This is a genomic window from Escherichia sp. E1V33 (genome assembly GCF_004211955.1).
Lineage (GTDB): Bacteria > Pseudomonadota > Gammaproteobacteria > Enterobacterales > Enterobacteriaceae > Escherichia.
Window position 1 is genome coordinate 26,933 of the sequence record NZ_RHJI01000013.1, and the last position, 19,942, is coordinate 46,874.

Genomic DNA, 19,942 nt, shown 5'->3' on the forward strand with positions numbered 1-19,942 from the left:
ATCTGGAAAACGCCTCGCAAAAATAAAAAATGATGCGTAAATGAGCTTTCTTTAAAGGTTTTGCAAGAGTATTTTGCTCACCATGCATTCAAAAATGATATACTGGAGGTATATATGAGCGCTATGGCAGGTATGGATATGGGCAGAATATTACTCGATTTATCCGATGAGGTGATTAAGCGACTTGATGATCTCAAAGTGCAGCGCAATCTTCCTCGCGCAGAGCTATTACGAGAAGCTGTAGATCAATATCTGGAAAATCAATCGAAAACGACAATATCCAGTGCTTTTGGTATCTGGCAAGGGTGTGAGGAAGATGGTGTCGAATATCAGCGTAAGCTGCGTGAGGAATGGTAATGGCAAAAAGAACTGCGCTTTTTGATACCAATATCCTTATCGATTTGTTCAGCGGACGAATTGAGGCAAAACAGGCTCTGGAGGCATGGCCCCTACAGAATGCGATTAGTCTGGTCACATGGATGGAGGTGCTGGTTGGCGCAAAAAAATATGATCAAGAACATCGCACACGGATTGCAATGAGTGCGTTTAACGTTATTGGGATTTCGCAGGATATCGCGGAACGAAGCGTTGCTTTAAGGCAGGAGTATAGAATGAAACTTCCAGATGCCATTATTCTGGCAACAGCACAGATTTATGGCTTTGAACTGGTAACGCGAAATACGAGAGATTTTGCGGGAATAGCAGGTGTCATCACACCCTATGAACTGTAATCCGGGCGACTAGCGCCACCCGGAAAACGTCAGAGATTACTCCCCTTCACCCGGAAACAGGAACGGGTTAATGGAACTACGGGCATAGCCTTCTTGCTCCATTCGCGCGTCCAGTACCAGAGAGGCGAGGTCATCTGCCACGGCTTCAACTTTCGGTTCTTTTTCCTGATAAAGAATCTTCAGGTAGGTGCCACAGTCATCGCAGCTTTCGGCTTTAATCGCGGCCTGTTCGTCATCCAGCGACCAGTAATGCAGTTTGCCGCTCTGTTCACAGTTGCTGCATTTTACGCGCACTACGTGCCATTCGGTTTCACACAGGTTGCAGTGCAGGTAACGCAGACCCTGAGTGGTGCCAATTTGCACCATGCTGGACACCGGCATAGAACCACAAACCGGGCAATATTGACGTTGTTCGCCGTATTCAGCGCGGGCTTTGCCGGGGATCAGATTGGCCATCTGCGCCCAGTAGAGCGACAGTGCAGCCCAGATAAACGGCGCTTTATCGCTGCTGACGGACGAGAAATCAGAGGCAAACAGCGCGCTGGCCATATCTTCCAGCTCCTGAGTCGATGCCTTCTCCAGATTCTCAATCACTGCCAGCGCTGGGCCGCTCATTTCAGGTTTCAGCTCAGCAATCAGCGCCATCAGCAGCTTTTGCCAGTGCTTATCACGCGGCAGAACGTGAATATCCAGCGGGGGCTTGCCTTGTGCGCTGGCTTCTTTAATGCGCGCGGTCAGATCCATCTCCAGCGGATGGTCGTACAGCACCACTTCCTGGGCGTGGGCGATAAGCGCAGCAAAGCGCAGGTAATCACCCAGCGGATTATTTTCTGCCAGCTCGCGCAGACGCTCGGCGCGGCGGTTGTATAAATTCTTGAGCCGAGGGAACAATAACGGCGGAATCATATCCGCCGTACGTTTCTCGCTCGAACCCAGCTCATCTTGCGGGATTATGCGAATACTCATTCAGCTTTCTTTTCCGTTGTCTTGCGGACCTCACGGTACCAGCGCGGGTGATGTTTCTTCGCCCAGGCGCTGGTAACCCATCCTTCCACCATGGCGGTAATCGTGCCTTTCACCCAAAGGGCGGCGTAGATATGCACCATGATAACCACAATTAACGCCACTGCGGCAAATGAATGCAGCATTAACGCGAATCGGATCACCGGGATTGAGAAAGCAGGCGCAAAATAAGGACGCCAGATAATCACGCCGCTCACCAGCAGCAGAACCAGGAAAATAATCGCCGCCCAGAAAACGCATTTCTGACCGAAGTTATAACGCCCGGTGTCACCTACTTCCTCGTTGACGACGATCTTACGAATATTCTTCGCCCAAAAGATATCATCCCGATTGATTAGGTTGTGATGCCAGTAACGGAAAAACATGATGATGAACGAGGCAAACATAACCACGCCGACAAACGGGTGCAGAATTCGCGCCAGCTGCGGTGTGCCCATGATTTGCATCAACCAGTTGAAGGACGGGAACAAAAAGCCCAGCCCGCTCACCGCCGCCAGGATGAAGCAGAAGGCGGTGATCCAGTGGTTGATACGTTCCGGCGCGGTGTAGCGCACGATGGTGTCACGTCGTTTCATTTGCGCTCCTCGTCTTTCTCTTCGTGCAGATTGTTATCTTCCTCATCCGCACGGTTCGGACCGACACCCACGTAGTGGAAGATACTGGCCGCGAAGGTAGCCGCAAAGCCAACAGCTGCGAGCGGTTTCCAGATGCCTTTCCAGAATTTCACGGTTTCGCTGATTTCCGGGTTTTCTGGCAAGCCATGATACAGATTCGGCTTGTCAGCATGGTGCAGCACGTACATAACGTGTGTACCACCAACGCCTGCCGGATCGTACAGACCCGCATTGTCGTAACCACGGGTTTTCAGTTCAGCCACGCGCTCGTTCGCCAGCGTTTTCATCGACTCTTTCGTACCGAAGTGAATCGCGCCCGTTGGGCAGGTCTTCACGCAGGCCGGTTCTTGCCCGACCACCACGCGGTCAACGCACAGCGTACATTTGTAGACGCGGTTGTCTTCCGGGTTGAGGCGCGGAATGTCGAACGGACAGCCCGCAATGCAATAACCGCAGCCAATGCACTGCTCTGACTGGAAGTCGACGATGCCGTTGGCATACTGAATAATTGCCCCTTCCGCCGGGCACGCTTTCAGGCAGCCTGGGTCGGAACAGTGCATACAGCCGTCTTTGCGGATCAGCCATTCCAGTTTGTCGTTCTGCTCCACTTCCGAGAAGCGCATCACCGTCCACGATTTGGCACTTAAATCATTGGGGTTGTCGTACACCCCAATGTTATTGCCGACGGTATCGCGAATGTCGTTCCACTCTGAACACGCCACCTGACAGGCTTTACAGCCGATACAGGTGGTGACGTCGATGAGTTTCGCCACTTCCTCCTGGAAGTCCCGCGCCTGAGGCGCGGGGGTCAGACCGTTAGTCGCGGAACGACGAATGATATCTTGCGATTGATAAGCCATATGTCGTCTCCGTTACACCTTTTCCACATTCACAAGGAAGGACTTAAACTCTGGCGTCTGCGTGTTCGCATCACCAACGAATGGCGTTAACGTATTGGCAATAAAGCCTTTTTTAGCTACGCCTTCATAGCCCCAGTGAATCGGAATACCGATGGTATCGATATCTTTGCCGTTCGCTTTCAGCGTGCGAATACGTTTGGTCACCACCGCTTTGGCTTTGATATAGCCACGGTTGGAGGAGACTTTCACGGTATCGCCCTGGGCAATGCCGAGTTTATTCGCCAGCGACTCACCGATTTCCACAAACTGCTCTGGCTGCAAAATCGCGTTCAACAGCGCGTGTTTGGTCCAGTAGTGGAAGTGCTCGGTCAGACGATAGGTGGTTCCGACATACGGGAACTTATCGGCTTTACCCAGTGCTTCGGCGTCGTCTTTAAAGATACGCGCAGCCGGGTTCGAGATAACGTTTGGATGCAGCGGGTTAGTTCCCAGCGGCGTTTCAAACGGCTCGTAGTGTTCCGGGAACGGACCTTCCGCCATCTTATCGAGGGCAAACAGACGTCCCATGCCTTCCTGCTGCATGATAAACGGCCCGACGCCGCTACCCGGAGGCGCTGCGCTGTAGTCCGGAATATCCCAGCCGGTCCACTTAGTGCCGTCCCATTTCAGCAACTGACGCTTCGGATCCCACGGGTTACCCTGCGGATCTGCGGAGGCGCGGTTATACAGAATGCGGCGGTTAAGCGGCCATGCCCATGCCCAGCCCAGCGTGTTACCGAGGCCAGATGGATCGGCGTTATCACGACGCGCCATCTGGTTGCCTTCCGGCGTCCAGCTACCGGCGAAAATCCAGCAGCCACAGGAGGTTGTACCGTCATCGCGCAGTTGGGCAAACGAGCTAAGTTGTTGGCCTTTCTTGACGATAACCGCACCGGTTGCCGGATCGGTAATATCGGCCAGCGCCTTACCGTTGCTCTCCATCGCCACTTCTTCTGAAGATGGCTCATGCGGAATGGCGTAGTTCCAGGTCATGTTCAGCACCTGGTCCGGGTTCGCGCCACCCTGTTCGGCATACATCTTGCGCAAGCGCAGGAAGATACCGGAGAGGATCTCGCCATCAGTCAGCGCAATCCCTGGGGCGTCCGCACCTTTCCAGTGCCACTGCAACCAGCGACCTGAGTTAACGATTGAACCGTTCTCTTCTGCGAAGCAGGTCGATGGCAGACGGAACACTTCGGTCTGGATCTTCGACGAGTCAACTTCGTTCAGCTCACCGTGGTTCTGCCAGAAGTTAGAGGTTTCAGTGTTCAGCGGGTCGATGGTGACGAGGAACTTCAGTTTCGACAGACAACCGATCACTTTGTTTTTGTTCGGGAATGAGGCAACAGGGTTAAAGCCCTGGCAGATATAGCCATTGACCTTGCCCTCTTTCATCATCTCAAAGTATTGCAGGACGTCGTAGCCTTTATCCCACTTCGGCAACCAGTCAAAGCCCCAGCTATTTTCCGCCGTTGCTTTATCACCAAAGAAGGCCTTCATCATGGAGACGAAGAATTTCGGGTAGTTGCCCCAGTAGTTTACCTGGCCTTCCAGCAGCGGTTTTGGCGTGTTGGCGGTAAGGTAGGTTTGCAAATCGGTCTGCTTCTCGCTTGGCAGCGTCATGTAACCTGGCAGGCTCTGCGACAGCAGGCCCAGGTCCGTCAGCCCCTGAATATTGGAGTGACCGCGCAGGGCGTTAACGCCGCCGCCTGCCATCCCCATGTTGCCGAGCAGCAGCTGGATCATCGCCATCGTACGAATGTTTTGCGCACCAACGGAGTGTTGCGTCCAGCCGAGGGCATACAGGAACGAGGCAGTTTTATCGTGAGCACTGGTTTCTGCGATGTATTCGCAGACTTTCAGGAACGCGTCTTTTGGCGTACCACAGATGTTTTCAACCACATCTGGCGTGTAGCGGGAAACGTGCTGTTTCAGCAAGTTCCACACGCAGCGCGGATGTTGCAGCGTGGTATCGCGTTTGGCGAAGCCGTTTTCGTCCAGTTCGTAAGTCCAGGAGGATTTATCGTACTTGCGTTTTTCTGCGTCGTAGCCGGTGAACAGGCCATCTTCAAAGCCGTAATCCTCACGCACGATCAGGCTGGCGTTGGTATAGGCTTCGGTGTATTCGCGGTTGAATTTTTCATTGTTCAGCAGGTACAGCAATACGCCTGACAGGAAAGCAATGTCAGTACCGGAACGAATAGGGGCATAGTAGTCAGCCACTGCCGCCGTACGCGTAAAGCGAGGATCGATCACAATCAGCTTCGCGCCGTTGTGAATTTTGGCTTCCATCGCCCAGCGGAATCCGACCGGGTGAGCTTCAGCGGCGTTACCGCCCATCACCACGACGAGGTTGGCGTTCTTGATGTCGACCCAGTGGTTGGTCATCGCACCGCGACCAAATGTTGGAGCAAGACTTGCTACCGTTGGTCCGTGTCAGACACGCGCCTGGTTGTCGACCGCGAGCATACCCAGCGCGCGGGAGAATTTTTGCGTTAAATAGCCGGTTTCGTTACTCGACGCGGAAGCACACAGCATCCCGGTGGAGAGCCAGCGGTTAACGGTCACGCCTTCGGCGTTTTGCGCAATGTAGTTAGCATCGCGGTCTTCTTTCATCAGTTTGGCGATGCGATCAAACGCTTCTTCCCAACTGATTTGCTGCCATTTATCAGAACCAGGGGCACGGTATTCCGGGAACTTCAGACGGCTTTCGGAGTGGATGAAATCCACCAGGCCAGCGCCTTTCGGACAAAGTGCACCGCGGTTGACCGGGTGATCCGGATCGCCTTCGATATGGAAGATAGATGCTTTGGCGTTTTTTGCTCCGTCACCGAGGCTGTACATCAACAGCCCACAGCCTACGGAACAATAGGTGCAGGTATTACGGGTTTCGCGGGTGCGCAGCAGTTTATACTGCCGGGTTTCCGCGAGTGCTACGCTGGGTGCAAAACCCAGTGCCGCTGCCGTGGTGCCTGCCATACCGCCAGCGCAGATCTTAAAGAACTGCCTTCTGCTGACCTGCATGGATTGCTCCTTGTTTCGACATTGTCACGTCCCATTTACATTCGCTTGCTGAGTGTGCAGGGAGTGGGAGTTATTTTTCTTTGCGGAAGGGGCCGCAAAGGTCCAGAATTGGCTCAATTTCCCTCCATCCAGGAAGGGTTTGTAACAGAATACCATAATGTTGGTGTGTGTGTTCTTATCTGGTTAAGAGAAAGTGAAAAAAACACAGCAAAAAGAAATCAAAAATGTGATGAATATCACCGGTGTTCGTCAAATTGAGTTATGGCGGCGTGACGATTTACAACACCCACGGTTGGATGAGGTGGCGGAAGAAGTTCCCGTTGCGCTGGTCTACAACGGTATTTCGCATGTGGTGATGATGGCATTGCCCAAAGACCTTGAACTGTTTGCGCTCGGTTTTTCGCTTTCCGAAGGAATTATCGAAAGTCCACGCGATATCTTCGGCATGGATGTTGTTCCTTCCTGTAATGGTCTGGAAGTGCAAATTGAGCTTTCCAGCCGCCGCTTTATGGGATTGAAGGAGCGCCGTCGGGCGCTGGCGGGACGTACGGGCTGTGGTGTATGCGGCGTGGAGCAACTTAATGACATCGGAAAACCGGTACAGCCGCTACCGTTCACCCAGACGTTTGATCTCAACAAACTGGATGATGCATTACGTCATCTCAATGATTTCCAGCCAGTGGGGCAACTGACTGGTTGTACTCACGCCGCTGCATGGATGTTGCCATCAGGCGAACTGGCGGGCGGACATGAGGACGTGGGCCGCCATGTTGCGCTGGATAAACTGCTGGGCCGCCGGGCGCAAGAAGGTGAAAGCTGGCAGCAAGGTGCGGTGCTGGTTTCCAGTCGTGCCAGTTATGAAATGGTGCAAAAGTCGGCGATGTGTGGCGTAGAGATTTTGTTTGCGGTGTCTGCCGCGACCACGCTTGCTGTAGAAGTGGCTGAGCGCTGTAATTTGACGCTGGTGGGCTTTTGTAAACCGGGTCGGGCAACGGTTTATACCCATCCGCAGCGTTTGATTCATAATTAAAGAAATACCGCAATTCTGATTCTGGATTGCGGTTTTATTTTTCTATTAAATAATCTTCAATATATTATTCAGCATTTAAATAATAATTCCACCACAAGAAATTATCTCGTTAACTCCGGTTTATATCGATATACTCCAGTCGCATTAATCCTTTAAGAATTAATCATTATTTATATAAGACATTTTGTTTTAATCATCGCGTCAATATACTCTAAATAATTCGAGTTGCAGGAAGGCGACAAGCGAGCGAATCCCCAGGAGCTTACATGAGTAAGTGACTGGGGTGAGCGAACGCAGACGCAGCACATGCAACTTGAAGTATGACGAGTATAAATGTTTCCGATGAGTGAATAAAAATAACAAACCTTGCACCGGTTGTAAAAAACAGCAATGTATTTTCAATAGTAGGTGATGGATTATGAGTATTGAAAAATGAGTACATTACAGTTACCTGGCAGTTCATATTCTACAGAAGTTAATTTAAACGGCTTAATTGAGGTGCTCAGTAAGCATCTTTACTCCACTCCCGTGGTTGCCGTGCGCGAGCTGGTGCAGAACGGCCATGATGCGATCGTGCGCCGCAGGCTTGAGCAGCCCGATGCGCCAAAGGATAACGCGATTCGTGTGGTGGCAGACGTGGCGAAGTCCACCATCACCATTACCGATACCGGTGCGGGTCTGACAGAAAGCGAAATTCACGGCTTCCTGGCTACAGTAGGCGTGGGTTATACCCGAATGTTGCGCCAGCAGGATGACAACACCGGTTTAATTGGTATGTTCGGCCTCGGTTTTTTGTCGGCCTTTGTGCTGGCAAAAGAGGTTACGGTGTTGACCACATCCTGGCAAACGCCGGATCAGAGCTGGAAATACCACTCTACTGACGGGCAAAAATATACCGTTACGCCGTATCAGTCCTCGGAAACGGGTACGCAGGTGATTCTGACGCTCAAAGAAGAGTACAGCCATCTGGCGAGTAATAATTTGCTGAACCGTGTTCTTTCCCGCTACTGCATATTGCTGCACGAACCGGTCTATGTCGGCGATGCCAGCGAGCCGGTAAATAAACTGCAACCACCGTGGCGTGAAGTTGCCCCCGAAGGCGTGACCATGCACCGCGCGCTGGTGCAGCGTAAAAATCTCGCCTTTGCCGCGCAGTTTGAATCCTCCTTTGAACCGATTTGCACCATTCCGGTGGTGCCTGCGGGAATGAGCGACGCGGTCGGGATTTTATGGATTCAGGATGGCGCAACCTACGGCACCAGCGATAACCGCAACCTGTCACTGTTTTTGCGCGGTATGTTGCTTGATGACGAAGCGCGTGAGCTGTTGCCGCCCTGGGCCGGATTTATTGGTGGCGTGATTGAGTCATCGAAACTGACGCCGACGGCGAGCAGGGAAGATCTCCAGCGGGACGAAACCTGGGTTGCGGTACAAGAAGCGTTAAAAGAGGCGCTGATTTCTGGTTTGTCCGATCTTGCACAAAATCAGCCAGAAATCTGGCGGCGTGTATTAATGCGCCACAACGAAGCGTTGCTGGGTGCGGCCTTGTGTGATGACCGTCTGTTTGATTTGCTCAAAGATCGCTTGCAGGTGCCAACGTCAAAAGGCGCGCTGTTGGCGAAGGATTTACGCGTTAATAACAGCATTCATATTCTGTTAAGCCGCGACGGCGGTTTTGAAGAGATGTTGTTCCATATTCTGCAACGGCCCGTAGCCCGTGGCGATCGCTATGCGGTGGTGCCATTTTTACGCCGTTGGGCGCTGTTATATCACTGTCGGATTATCGAAGTCGGTACGCAAACGGGCAATGAGCAGTTGTTCAGCCTGGCGGAATTACCCGAAGAGCAGGTGGCTTATCTGGAAGAGCATCTTTGCGACGGCGAGCAATTAATTATCTCCCGCTTCGAACCTGCCGTTTTACCGTTAGTGGTTACGCCAGACCGCGAAGCAGAATTAAAACAAATTCTTGAACAGGATGACGCAGATAAACGCATCAGTACCGCAGCGTTAATGCTGGCGCGGCAATTTACCTCGCAAATCCAAAAATCTAAAACTTCAAGTCTGTATGTCAACCTTAATAACCCCTGTGTCATGCAACTGGTGACGGCCTTACAACACCATCAACAGCCAGCGGCAGCATTACGGTTATTAAAGTCGCTGAAAGTGATTTTGTGCTCCAGCGGCAATAAAGAACAGCAATGGGATTTACACCAGGCACTGGAAGATTTTACTCAGGTTATTCCCGTTTTAATTAATCAAGGAAAATAAAATGGATACATGGGAGTGGTACAATAAATATAGTCAAGAGTTGCGTGATGCCGGGCAAGAATATATTCCGCAGCTTATTGATGATTTTTCAGAAAGTGTTTTGCACCTGCAAATAGAAAAATGCGATTCGCTATTGCCGGAAATGAAAGCACTGAACCAAGTAGCTAAAAATCCGTGGCTGGAAATATTTATCGGTCACTGGGAGATGCGTCATCGCCTGACTAACTATGAAGAAGGCGAAAAAGTGCTGCCAGACGTGGTAGCGCTGTTTGAAAAAGCGCATCGGGAAGAGGCGAAGGATTGCCCGCAATCCATTTGCGTTACCCAGGATTTATCCGCCTGCTACGAAAATATCGATGGCCCAGGCTGGGCGAATGAACGCATGGCAGTATGTGAGGAAACCATTGCGCGCATTGATCCGACCTGGAGCTGCTTTATGTGTTTATCCTGCGAATATGCCAGTGCAATGGTGGATTCCAACAAAACAGAAGAGGCGTTGGTTTATATCGACAGGCAAATTGAGGCGGTGAAAGCATCGGGGAGTGAATATTTAGAAGCGCTGCTGGCAACACGCGCCGATATTTTGGTTGCCCTTCAGCGCTACGATGAAGCTCGTGAAGTGATTGATGAACTGGCAAAAGAGAATGATTACTGGGGTCGTGACCGCATCAGTTATCACCTCAAAAAACTGTACATAATGGCGTTATGTGGGCAGGACGAAGAGGTCTGGGAGGAACTGCCTCGTTGGTCAGATCTGACTCCCTATTCGTGGGGTATGTGGGTGAAGATTATTACCGTACTGCTTCCTCGCCATCCGCAGAGAAATCACTGGCAGCTGGCACGCATCATCCAAAAAATGCTGGAGCAACGTTCGCAGGCCGGGGCGCACCGCAAAGCGGTAGATCTGGCCAAACTGCAAATCACTCTGGCGCTGGAGCGTGAATCCGTCTGGGTGGCCAAAATGGCGATGAAACTGGCCCAGCAGCACATACCAAAATTACGCTCATTACTGGGTGTCGATCGCGAGTTTCTCGAACTTAGCGAAAAAATAGCCGCCAAAGAAGCGGAACTGCTTGCTCGTCCGGTTGCAGAAGTACCTGAAAATAGCGACGAAGAAACGCAGCCAGATCCAGAAAAAGACGTAGAGATATTCCGTCGCGCTTATCTGAACACACCAGACGATGCGGAGTTACTGGGCAAACTGGTCAATGCGTTAAATGCCTGTAATGCGATTAATGAGTCAATTGAACTTCTGCAACGCTACGTTGAAAGCCACCTCCATGAAGATAATGGTCTTTGCTTCGATCTGTTGGATTTATTGCTCCACCGTGACGAGCTGCAAACCATTGAGCACCTGGCGAAGCAGTATGAACAGGCGGGGCTGCTACATATGGCCTTGTGGTTCCGCGCGCGAGTGATCAACCAACAGGAAGACTGGAGTGAACTGGAGTCGATTGGACAACAGTTGCTGCAAAACGAAAAAGGGCGTGAGTGGGTTGGCGTTTATCGCATGTGCTCCTGGGCAGCACAAAAACAGGAAGCCTGGGATCGACAACTGGATTATTTACAACAATTGCAGCAACTGATGATTAGCCGTGAAGAAGATATTCGTAATCTCCAGTGGGATATCATGGCGACCGCCAGCATCTTGCAACAATGGGATCTGGTTCGTGCTATTGCAGCTGAACTGGAAATCGAACTCACAGAAGGCGAAGGTTTTATCGACGAAAAATGGGGGCTACTAAACATTCGCTTCCGGGAAAATTACGAATACCGTTATTACTATGCTCAACGCATTGGGCCGGTAACAGCAAGGATTATAGAGCCGACTTACCGGACCGATTTCCCACAACATGTTGATGAAATTGTGGTTTTCGAGGCAGAAATGCTGAATACCCGACCCGAAGACGAAGAAGAGCAGAAGAATTTCACGCCACTTTATGGGTGCCTGAAAACCATTATCCCGACCGAGTACGGCGAGTCCTGGTTCTGTGAAGGTGTCATGCCTGGTGAGGAAGAGTTTAATACTTTCCGTGAGGCGCTTCGTGAACGAAACTGGTATTACTGGAGCAACAGTAATGACGACTATACGTTAACGGACAGTCATCAAGGAGAAGGTGCTGAACCGCTGCCTGCATTCTATTTTGTTATCAGTGCGCCGCGTTCAGTTTCTAAAGGTGATATCGACAAGACCTTGCACGAATTGACCGCTGACTGGAAACATCCGTTGTGCTGGTGGCGTCTTGCCAAAGAAGCCGGGGCGAATGAAGAGAAACACGCTGCTATTGCCGAGAGATATGGGATGTAGTGCATGATTAATGGCGGGGGGCATGACACACCCTCCTGCAAAGGTTGTGCCGTTAATTAAAATAAGTCCTGTGATTTAGAAATTAAATTACAGGATTCATTCATTTTATGAATATTATCGATTTATTTATAAACAAAACGCGTGTAGTGACATTTTATTTTTTCACTTATTATATTCACTCTCTTATTTATCTATTTATAAGGCAATTGAATGAAAAGGAATTTATTATCTTCCGCTATTATAGTCGCCATAATGGCGCTCGGTATCACTGGCTGTGATGATAAAAAAGCCGAAACAGAAACTCCCCCTGCCGCCAATAGTCAACCTGCCGCTCCCGCTCCTGAAGCGAAACCTACAGAAGCTCCTGTTGCAAAAGCAGAAGCTAAGCCTGAAACGCCTGCACAACCGGTGGTCGATGAACAGGCGGTTTTCGACGAAAAAATGGATGTCTATATCAAGTGCTACAACAAGTTACAGATCCCTGTACAGAGCAGTCTCGCGCGTTATGCTGACTGGCTGAAAGATTTTAAACAGGGGCCTACCGGTAAAGAGAGTACTGTTTATGGCATCTACAGCATTAGCGAATCCAATCTCTCTGATTGTGAAAAAGGAATAAAAAGAGTCGTGGCGTTAACGCCTGCGTTGCAACCTATTGATGGCGTGGCGTTGAATTATATCGATGCTGCCGTGGCGTTGGGTAATACCATTAACGATATGGATAAATATTACACACAGGAGAATTATAAAGACGATGCGTTTGCGAAAGGGAAAACGCTGCACCAGACATTCTTAAAAAATCTTGAAGCCTTTGAACCTGTAGCAGAATCTTATCATGCTGCGATTCAGGAAATTAATGATAAGCGCCAGTTTGCGGAACTGAAAAATATTGAAGAAAGAGAAGGGAAAACATTCCATTACTACTCTCTGGCAGTCATGATTTCAGCGAAACAAATTAATAATCTGATATCGCAAGAGAAGTTTGATGCAGAAGCGGCAATGAAGAAAGTGTCTGAACTGGAAACGCTGGTGGCGCAGGCCAAAGAAGCGGATAAAGGCGGCATGAATTTCTCGTTCATTAATTCGGCAGATCAGTATCAACTCGAGGCTAAAAAATATGTTCGCCGCGTCAGAGATAAAGTCCCGTACTCTGACTGGGATAAAGAGCAACTTCAGGATGCAAACTCAAGCTGGATGGTCGACGACTCTTTCCCGAGAGCATTACGCGAGTACAACGAAATGGTCGATGATTATAATCGTCTACGTTAAAGATTTTTGATTTTGCTGAGAAATATAATGTCGGATGCGGCGTAAACGCCTTGTCCGACCCATACAATCACACTGACTTTTATGCCTGATAAGACGCGTTAAGCGTCGTATCAGGCAATTTGCGCTTTATCGATCCTACGGATGGCGACGGTTCTCTTCATTCACCCAGATCCGCATTTCGCCCTCGCCACGGTTGGCCCAGCTAAACCACGGGATAAACGTCATGGTTTGTGGCTGACGTTTGGTAGGGGCGTTGTCGTAATGCCACAACGGTTGCTGCTCTGGATTGCTCTGTTCAAGCCGATAACCAGGCGCCTGAATGAGGATTTTATGGCTGAACAATCCCTTGCCTTCGAACGTCGTAAACGGCGCATCGGCGGGTAGCCACAGGTTATGCAATGACTCGCCGTTGTCGGCCTGCTCCAGACAATACACTAGCGGACCGCGCTGAATCGCCACTTTCCCAGCTACATGACGCACCAGCGGGTTGCCGTAAACGCGACGCACTGGCATCGGCAGCGTCAGATTCAGCGTATCGCCCTCCTGCCATTCACGGGCTATGTGGAGATAGCCTTTACGAATATCCTGCTCGACGACTTCTCCATTCAATGTGACCTGTGGCTGCGTGCACCAGTCCGGCAGACGTAAAGCCAGGGTATGACGCACTGGCTGCGGAGATTCAACCGCAATCGTCACTTGTTCATGCCACGGATAGTTCCCGCTAACCCGCAGGCGCAGCGTGCCATTTTCTACCGGCACTTCCATACTGTTTCCCGCGTAAATGTTGATATATAAAGCATCCTCACGCGGCGTGTAGAGATAATGACCAATCGAGGTCAGCACGCGGGCGATATTTGGCGGACAACAGGCGCAGCCGAACCAACGCTGGCGGATCGGTTTAACGTGATCGTAGATATGGTTGAATTTTAAGGTTTTGGGGTGCACTTCCAGCGGATTCACATAGAAGAAATGTTTACCATCCAGCGCCATACCGCCGAGCACGGTGTTGTACAGCGCGCGCTCCATCACATCGGCATACTGACTATCGCCTTCCATTTCCAGCATTCGCCGGGCAAACATCATCAGACCTATGGAAGCGCAACTTTCGGCGTATACCGTGTCATTCGGCAGATCATAGTCGCTACTGAACGCTTCGCCACTGCCCTGTGAGCCAATGCCGCCTGTAATATATAACTGGCGCTGGGCCATGTTGTTCCATAGGCGCAGGCAGTCCTGACGCTTGCTTTCATCGTGGCTTAAACGTGCCAGATGCGCGACGCCGGTCATCAGGTAGACAAAGCGTACTGCATGGCCGATGGCGGTTTGTTGCTGTGCGATGGGCAAATGCGCCTGGCTGTAGGCTTTGTCTTTCACCATCCATGCAGGGCCGTAGGTGTGCCAGTGCGATGTCTGGCCGCGCTTTTCATATTCCTGGTCGTAATAGTGCGGTTGCGCACCACGCTGTTCGACAAAATAGTGGGTCAGCGCCAAATAACGCGGCTCTTTGGTGACTTCGTACAGGCGCATCAGTGCCAGTTCAATTTCCGGGTGACCAGGATAACCGTGTAACTTATTTTCATCTGGGCCAAATACGCTGTCGATATGATCGGCCAGACGGCAAACCACTTCCAGCAAGCGCCGCTTGCCCGTGGCCTGGAAGAAGGCTACGCCCGCTTCAATCAGATGACCTGCGCAGTAGAGTTCATGACACTCCGCCAGATTGCTCCAGCGTTCGTCCGGCGCTTTCACCGTAAAGTAAGTATTGAGATAGCCATCTTCACACTGGGCGGAGGCAACCAGTTCAATCACCTCGTCGGCGGTTTTTTCCAGTTCGGCATCTGGCTTCTGGCACAGCGACCAGGCTACCGCTTCCAGCCATTTGGCGACGTCGCTATCCTGAAACACCATGCCATAAAACTCCCCGTCTTGCAGTCCGGCGGCAATGCGAAAGTTTTCAATCGCATGGCTGGGTTCCGCTTCGGGAATGCGATCGTTTAATGCATCCCACTGATAAGGAATCACCACGTCGCGGACCAGTTGTTGGTACTGACCGAGGAACGGATCGCTAACCGTCAGTTTGTGCAGATCGACTTCCGAAATGTTCATCTTGTGCTCCTTAAGGCTGGACATGACGCTGACGCAGGTCGGCGGCAATGCGTGACATCATAGGGTTATTGAGTTTGCAAAAGCGGATTGCCAGCGCCAGCAGCAGGTGGAACAGCGCAGGCAGCAGTGTTTCCATTGCTGTGATCCCGCCCAGCGAACTGGCGGTCTGGTTTTCTACGCCAGGCTGATAGGCAACAAAAATAAATAGCAGGCTGATGATCCCGGCGCTGGAGGCCCAGGCCAACTTGATGAAAAACAAATTAAAGGCAAAGTTCATACCGGAGGAACGCACACGGTTTTTCCATTCGCCATAGTCATCGGCAAAAGCCATCAGCGAGAAGTGCAGCGGCAGAGTGAAGCCGAGAATCACGCCGTTGCCGAGGATCACCGCCAGCCACAATGTTTGATAAGCGGGGCCGGAGGGCAGGAACCACATCAGTCCCGCCAGCGCGGCGAGAATCAGGTTGGTGTAGTAGTAAATTTTGACGGTATCAAAGCGTCGCGTTAACGGGCTGACAATCACCGAGCCGATAATGGAGGCGAAAGTTACCATAGTGAAGAACAGCGACGTGTAGCCCGTACTGCCCTGTAGCACGTAGGTTATGAAGTACATATACCCACCGCCGCGAATATTAAAGACGTTAATTAGCAGGAAGGACATTACCAGCATCAGCAGCAGCTGGTCGTTGTTACGCAAACCGGCAAGGTGCTCGCGCAGGGTAAATTTGCCCATCGTGGAGAGCGGCACTCTTTCACGAACCCAGAAGAAACAGCACAGGAACATGACGACGGCGATGGCGCACAGCACGCCGACGCCCAACTGATAGCCGCGTGCAGCGTTGCCCTGACCGAAGAGATCCACCATCCACGGCAAGCCAACCGAAACCAGAAATCCCGCCACGCCGCAGAGAACGAATCGCCAGGATTGGCAGGAAATCACTTCGTTGTGGCGGGTAGTCATGGTGTTGATCAGCGCGCAGTATGGCACGTTGATGGCGGTATAACCGACGGAAAGCAGCAGGTAGGTGCCGAACGCCCAGGCGATTTTCACCCCCATACTGGCATCCGGCACGGTGAACGTCAGGATGCCGATAAAGCCAATAGGGACGGCAATCCATAGCTGCCACGGACGAAAACGCCCCCAGCGGCTTTGCGTCCGGTCGGCAATGACGCCCATCACCGGGTCGGAGATGGCATCAAACACTCGTAGTGCAATAAACAGCGTGCCAACCAGCGCAGGAGTTAAACCAAAAACATCGGTGTAGAAAAAAGTAAGAAAGTTCATGATCAGGCAGGTTATGACGGTGCCGCCTGCGTCACCCAGGCCGTAGCCTATTTTTTCCCGCACAGATAACGCATCGTCAATTTGACCATTGGCGATATCAGCGGTGGTAATCGGTGTAGAGGTCATAGATATTCCTCGCGAATAGGAGCAATTTTTTGTTTTATTGAAATGACCTGATTAATTCTGCCGTGATCTGCAATATCAACAAGGCGAGAAAAGAGTAAAAAAAGGTGACGATTCCGACCTGAATTTAAAAGTGTGAAACAGATCGAGTGAAACTAATATTTTTGATTAATAATCAAAAGCTAATCTGTTTAATCTTCACCAGTTAAGCGGGAAAATACATATCGATGCTCGAATTATCCATAACATTACCGATTAAAGTACAAAACGGCGGATTATTTATTTCCCGTGGCATCGGCAGGCATCCGGCGAGGCGGCTTGAGTCATGGGAAATTATCTTTGTCGAAAAAGGTCGATTAACGATTCAGGAAGAAGAGCAGATATTTGAAGTTGATGCGGGAGAGAGTTTATTGCTCTGGCCGAAACGTCAGCACGTCGGTGTTGAGGATTTCCCCGCTGACCTAAAATTTTACTGGCTACATTTTGAGGTTAAAGCGCCCGACAACGATCCGCGTTGGCTCACTCATCTTAGCGTGCCGCAGCACACCAAAGTCGCCGACCCTCAGGCGTTGAGTGCACTGTTTCGCCAGTTTTTAAGCGAGCAGGAAAAACATCAGCGTAGCCCTGCGCTGGAGTTTATTGTGTTGTTGATTTTACAGCAGCTTACCTTCGACGTACGTCTTGATGAACAAGCCGATACTGCAGGCACCGCCCTTGCCTGGAAAGCACAAAAGCTGATCCGCACGCAATATCATCGCCCGCTTTCCACGGCAATGTTGGCCCGCGAGCTCTACTGTAATGCCGATTATCTTGGGCGCGTGTATCGTCGGGTATTTCGTTTGACGTTGACTGAAGCTATCCATCGCCAGCGGGTGCGCGAAGCCGAAAAGCTGTTAATTAGCGACGCGCGATCGCTTACTGAAGTGGCGGCGTTGTGCGGATTTAATGACGTCGGTTATTTCAGGCAGATTTTTCGCAAACACACCGGTTTAACACCTGCGGTGTGGAAGCGACGTTACAGCAAGGAACATATTAATTCGTAGTGCCGTGTCGATTTCGCTTTCGACATCACGGTTGAAACAGGTGGGGGAGAAGAATCTTCTGAAACCACGGCGTGAAACCGCTCAGGCTATCTCTAATGAACTGGGATTTACTGTCAGAGACGACCAGAGTGCAATCACATAACGCTTTAGACAGGTGACAAAACTTTAACATTTCCTTCGTTGGATCAAAGCAGTAGAGGGGCGCTCTCTGGCACTCTGCTGTTTTAGTGCAAAGGAGTGATCATGAACCGGTTTATTATTGCGGATGCGACGAAATGTATCGGTTGCCGTACCTGTGAAGTGGCTTGTGCAGTGTCGCATCAGGAAAATCAGGATTGCTCTGCGTTGTCGCCGGGCGAGTTTATTTCGCGAATTCGTGTCATCAAAGACCATACCTGTACCACGGCAGTAGCCTGCCATCAGTGTGAAGATGCGCCGTGTGCGAATGTCTGCCCTGTGGCGGCAATTCGTCGCGAACATGGGCATATCTTCGTTGAGCAATCACGTTGTATTGGCTGTAAAAGCTGCATGGTGGCTTGCCCGTTTGGCGCGATGGAGGTGGTTTCGGCGCGCGCAAAGGCGAGGGCAATTAAGTGCGATCTGTGCTGGCATCGGGCGACGGGACCGGCCTGTGTTGAAGCCTGCCCGACAAAGGCGTTGCAGTGCATGGATGTCGAGAAAGTGCAGCGTCAGCGGCTACAGCAGCAGCCTGTTTGAAACGTTTTTCCGGCGTTTTTAACGCAGGGATAGTGCGCTTTGTTTATGCCGGATGCGGCTAAAACGCCTTATCCGGCCTACAAATTCTTCCAAATTCAATATATTGCAGAAATCATGTAGGCCTGATAAGCGTAGCGCATCAGGCAATTATTAGTGACTTTCAGCCCAGGCTCTTTCTATCTCTTCTGCCAAAATCTTCACACCCGCCTCAATTTTCTCCGGGTCCGGCACGTAGTTCATGCGCATACATTGATGTGTATGCGGCCACGGTTTATCCAGCCCTGGGAAGAAGTTGTGGCCCGGCACCATCAGCACGCCGCGCGCTTTGAGGCGCTGATAAAGCTGCTCGGTGGTAATCGGCAAATCCTTAAACCATAACCAGAGGAATATTGCCCCTTCTGGTTTATGAATAAGGCAACGATCTTCCGGTAAATAGCGGCGAATGATGGCGATAGTCTCCTGAACACGCTGGTAATAGAATGGCTTGATGACCGTTTCTGACAGGCGCAGTAGATCGTTACGCTTAATCATTTCACACATCATCGCCGGACCAATGCCGCCAGGTGCCAGGCTGATAATGCCGTTCATATTGGTGATGGCGGTGATGATTTTTTCATTGGCGATGATTATGCCGCAGCGGGAGCCAGGTAGACCCAGCTTGGAAAGGCTCATGCATAGCACGATATTCGGATTCCACAGCGGGCGCGCTTCGCTAAAGATGATGCCCGGGAACGGGACACCATAGGCGTTATCAATCACCAGCGGGATCCCGTGCTGATTCGCCAGCGCATCCAGCTTCAGCAACTCTTCATCGGTTATCACATTACCTGTTGGGTTCGTCGGTCGCGAGACGCAAATCATCCCCGTCTCTTCGCCAATGTGCAGATGTTCGAAATCGACGTGATATTTGAACTGGCCCTCTGGCAGTAGTTCGATATTCGGGCGCGTAGAGACAAACAGATCCTCTTCCAGCCCGGCATCCGCGTAGCCAATATATTCCGGTGCCAGCGGGAACAGTACTTTTTTGACCCGACCATCGGCACGGCGTCCGGCAAACAGGTTAAATAAGTAGAAAAAGGCGCTCTGGCTACCGTTTGTTAGTGCAATATTCTGTGGTTCGATATCCCAACCCAGCTTCTCGCGTAACATACCGGCAAGCAGAGACAGCAGCTCCGTTTTACCCTGTGGCCCATCGTAATTGCACAGCGCATCAGTTGCTTTGCCGCTTTCCAGCATGTCGGTTAGCAGCGTCTGGAAATAGTCCTGCATTTCCGGGATCTGCGCCGGATTGCCGCCGCCAAGCATAATCGCGCCGGGGGTGCGTAAACCGTCGTTCAGATCTTCCATCAGCAGCGTAATGCCGGAGTGGCGGGTAAATTTGTCACCAAAAAGGGAGAATGTCATAGCGGGATATCTGTCGAACTCTGTAGCAAGGAAGGTAACAATAACGCTACATTTGCCAGGGTGCAAATCAGGCTACTGACGGTGAATTGGCACTTTATGCT

At 51.0% G+C, this 19,942-nt stretch carries 15 protein-coding genes and 1 pseudogene; 9 read left to right on the plus strand and 7 right to left on the minus strand.

The features are described 5' to 3' along the window. The first annotated feature begins 114 nt into the window (after nucleotides 1-114). Nucleotides 115-357 carry a CopG family transcriptional regulator gene (locus tag D9742_RS13555; RefSeq protein ID WP_001275523.1) on the plus strand — a complete coding sequence of 81 codons (243 nt, stop codon included), beginning with the start codon at nucleotides 115-117 and terminating at the stop codon, nucleotides 355-357. Beyond that, nucleotides 357-731, plus strand: coding sequence for a type II toxin-antitoxin system VapC family toxin (locus D9742_RS13560; protein ID WP_130237242.1), 375 nt, complete (start codon nucleotides 357-359; stop codon nucleotides 729-731). Before D9742_RS13555 ends, D9742_RS13560 begins: the two co-directional genes overlap by 1 nt. A 36-nt stretch (nucleotides 732-767) precedes the next feature. Here the strand turns inward: D9742_RS13560 and fdhE are convergent, their stop codons facing one another. The 4 genes from fdhE to fdnG are packed head-to-tail and all read right to left on the minus strand — an operon-like array spanning nucleotide 768 to nucleotide 6,291. Further along, nucleotides 768-1,697 carry a formate dehydrogenase accessory protein FdhE gene (gene fdhE, locus D9742_RS13565; protein WP_000027708.1) on the minus strand — a complete coding sequence of 310 codons (930 nt, stop codon included), beginning with the start codon at nucleotides 1,695-1,697 and terminating at the stop codon, nucleotides 768-770. After that, nucleotides 1,694-2,329, minus strand: a complete 636-nt coding sequence (fdoI, locus tag D9742_RS13570; protein WP_000829013.1) for a formate dehydrogenase cytochrome b556 subunit — start codon at nucleotides 2,327-2,329, stop codon at nucleotides 1,694-1,696. The genes fdhE and fdoI overlap by 4 nt, the downstream gene beginning before the upstream one ends. Continuing rightward, nucleotides 2,326-3,228, minus strand: a complete 903-nt coding sequence (gene fdoH / locus D9742_RS13575; RefSeq protein ID WP_130237243.1) for a formate dehydrogenase O subunit beta — start codon at nucleotides 3,226-3,228, stop codon at nucleotides 2,326-2,328. Before fdoH ends, fdoI begins: the two co-directional genes overlap by 4 nt. 12 nt (nucleotides 3,229-3,240) lie before the next feature. Beyond that, nucleotides 3,241-6,291, minus strand: a complete 3,051-nt coding sequence (gene fdnG, locus D9742_RS13580) for a formate dehydrogenase-N subunit alpha (protein ID WP_010723259.1) — start codon at nucleotides 6,289-6,291, stop codon at nucleotides 3,241-3,243. 193 nt (nucleotides 6,292-6,484) lie between these two features. Between fdnG and fdhD the strand changes: the two genes are divergently transcribed. The 4 genes from fdhD to D9742_RS13600 all read left to right on the plus strand — a co-directional run bounded on the left by fdhD (nucleotide 6,485) and on the right by D9742_RS13600 (nucleotide 13,163). Continuing rightward, on the plus strand, nucleotides 6,485-7,321 hold the full coding sequence (gene fdhD / locus D9742_RS13585) for a formate dehydrogenase accessory sulfurtransferase FdhD (RefSeq protein WP_130237244.1): 837 nt from the start codon (nucleotides 6,485-6,487) through the stop codon (nucleotides 7,319-7,321). Nucleotides 7,322-7,753: 432 nt separating this feature from the next. Then, nucleotides 7,754-9,589: an ATP-binding protein gene (locus D9742_RS13590; protein WP_130237245.1), complete on the plus strand. Its 1,836-nt coding sequence runs from the start codon at nucleotides 7,754-7,756 to the stop codon at nucleotides 9,587-9,589. Between the two features lies 1 nt (nucleotide 9,590). Beyond that, nucleotides 9,591-11,897 (plus strand): hypothetical protein, encoded by a 2,307-nt coding sequence (locus D9742_RS13595; RefSeq protein ID WP_130237246.1) that lies wholly within the window; start codon nucleotides 9,591-9,593, stop codon nucleotides 11,895-11,897. Between the two features lie 210 nt (nucleotides 11,898-12,107). After that, on the plus strand, nucleotides 12,108-13,163 hold the full coding sequence (locus tag D9742_RS13600) for a YiiG family protein (RefSeq protein ID WP_130237247.1): 1,056 nt from the start codon (nucleotides 12,108-12,110) through the stop codon (nucleotides 13,161-13,163). A 135-nt stretch (nucleotides 13,164-13,298) separates the two neighbouring features. Here the strand turns inward: D9742_RS13600 and D9742_RS13605 are convergent, their stop codons facing one another. Together D9742_RS13605 and D9742_RS13610 are read right to left on the minus strand one after the other, a co-directional pair. Next, the gene (locus D9742_RS13605) at nucleotides 13,299-15,269 is read right to left on the minus strand and encodes a glycoside hydrolase family 127 protein (RefSeq protein WP_130237248.1); all 1,971 of its coding nucleotides are present in this window, start codon (nucleotides 15,267-15,269) and stop codon (nucleotides 13,299-13,301) included. A 10-nt stretch (nucleotides 15,270-15,279) separates the two neighbouring features. Next, a complete protein-coding gene (locus tag D9742_RS13610; protein WP_130237249.1) occupies nucleotides 15,280-16,680 on the minus strand; it encodes an MFS transporter in 1,401 nt (466 codons plus the stop codon). 224 nt (nucleotides 16,681-16,904) lie between these two features. On the opposite strand from D9742_RS13610, the gene D9742_RS13615 reads away from it, so the two are divergent. From D9742_RS13615 to D9742_RS13625, 3 genes and pseudogenes are all read left to right on the plus strand, one after another. After that, complete coding sequence (locus tag D9742_RS13615; protein WP_130237250.1) at nucleotides 16,905-17,720, plus strand: AraC family transcriptional regulator; 816 nt, start codon at nucleotides 16,905-16,907, stop codon at nucleotides 17,718-17,720. A gap of 1 nt (nucleotide 17,721) precedes the next feature. Continuing rightward, a pseudogene (locus D9742_RS13620) lies at nucleotides 17,722-17,862 on the plus strand (IclR family transcriptional regulator); the annotation flags it as partial. A 101-nt stretch (nucleotides 17,863-17,963) separates the two neighbouring features. Next, nucleotides 17,964-18,437: a 4Fe-4S binding protein gene (locus D9742_RS13625; RefSeq protein ID WP_130237251.1), complete on the plus strand. Its 474-nt coding sequence runs from the start codon at nucleotides 17,964-17,966 to the stop codon at nucleotides 18,435-18,437. 150 nt (nucleotides 18,438-18,587) lie between these two features. Here the strand turns inward: D9742_RS13625 and avtA are convergent, their stop codons facing one another. Beyond that, entirely contained in the window at nucleotides 18,588-19,841 is a 1,254-nt protein-coding gene (gene avtA / locus D9742_RS13630; RefSeq protein WP_130237252.1) for a valine--pyruvate transaminase, read from the minus strand. Nucleotides 19,842-19,942: the final 101 nt, after the last annotated feature.

Bases quoted from the DNA above. Each gene is read 5' to 3' on its own strand.
- D9742_RS13555 (WP_001275523.1), top strand. From the start codon at position 115: ATGAGCGCTATGGCAGGTATGGATATGGGCAGAATATTACTCGATTTA.
- D9742_RS13560 (WP_130237242.1), top strand. From the start codon at position 357: ATGGCAAAAAGAACTGCGCTTTTTGATACCAATATCCTTATCGATTTG.
- fdhE (WP_000027708.1), bottom strand. From the start codon at position 1,697: ATGAGTATTCGCATAATCCCGCAAGATGAGCTGGGTTCGAGCGAGAAA.
- fdoI (WP_000829013.1), bottom strand. From the start codon at position 2,329: ATGAAACGACGTGACACCATCGTGCGCTACACCGCGCCGGAACGTATC.
- fdoH (WP_130237243.1), bottom strand. From the start codon at position 3,228: ATGGCTTATCAATCGCAAGATATCATTCGTCGTTCCGCGACTAACGGT.
- D9742_RS13590 (WP_130237245.1), top strand. From the start codon at position 7,754: ATGAGTACATTACAGTTACCTGGCAGTTCATATTCTACAGAAGTTAAT.
- D9742_RS13595 (WP_130237246.1), top strand. From the start codon at position 9,591: ATGGATACATGGGAGTGGTACAATAAATATAGTCAAGAGTTGCGTGAT.
- D9742_RS13600 (WP_130237247.1), top strand. From the start codon at position 12,108: ATGAAAAGGAATTTATTATCTTCCGCTATTATAGTCGCCATAATGGCG.
- D9742_RS13605 (WP_130237248.1), bottom strand. From the start codon at position 15,269: ATGAACATTTCGGAAGTCGATCTGCACAAACTGACGGTTAGCGATCCG.
- D9742_RS13610 (WP_130237249.1), bottom strand. From the start codon at position 16,680: ATGACCTCTACACCGATTACCACCGCTGATATCGCCAATGGTCAAATT.
- D9742_RS13615 (WP_130237250.1), top strand. From the start codon at position 16,905: ATGCTCGAATTATCCATAACATTACCGATTAAAGTACAAAACGGCGGA.
- D9742_RS13625 (WP_130237251.1), top strand. From the start codon at position 17,964: ATGAACCGGTTTATTATTGCGGATGCGACGAAATGTATCGGTTGCCGT.
- avtA (WP_130237252.1), bottom strand. From the start codon at position 19,841: ATGACATTCTCCCTTTTTGGTGACAAATTTACCCGCCACTCCGGCATT.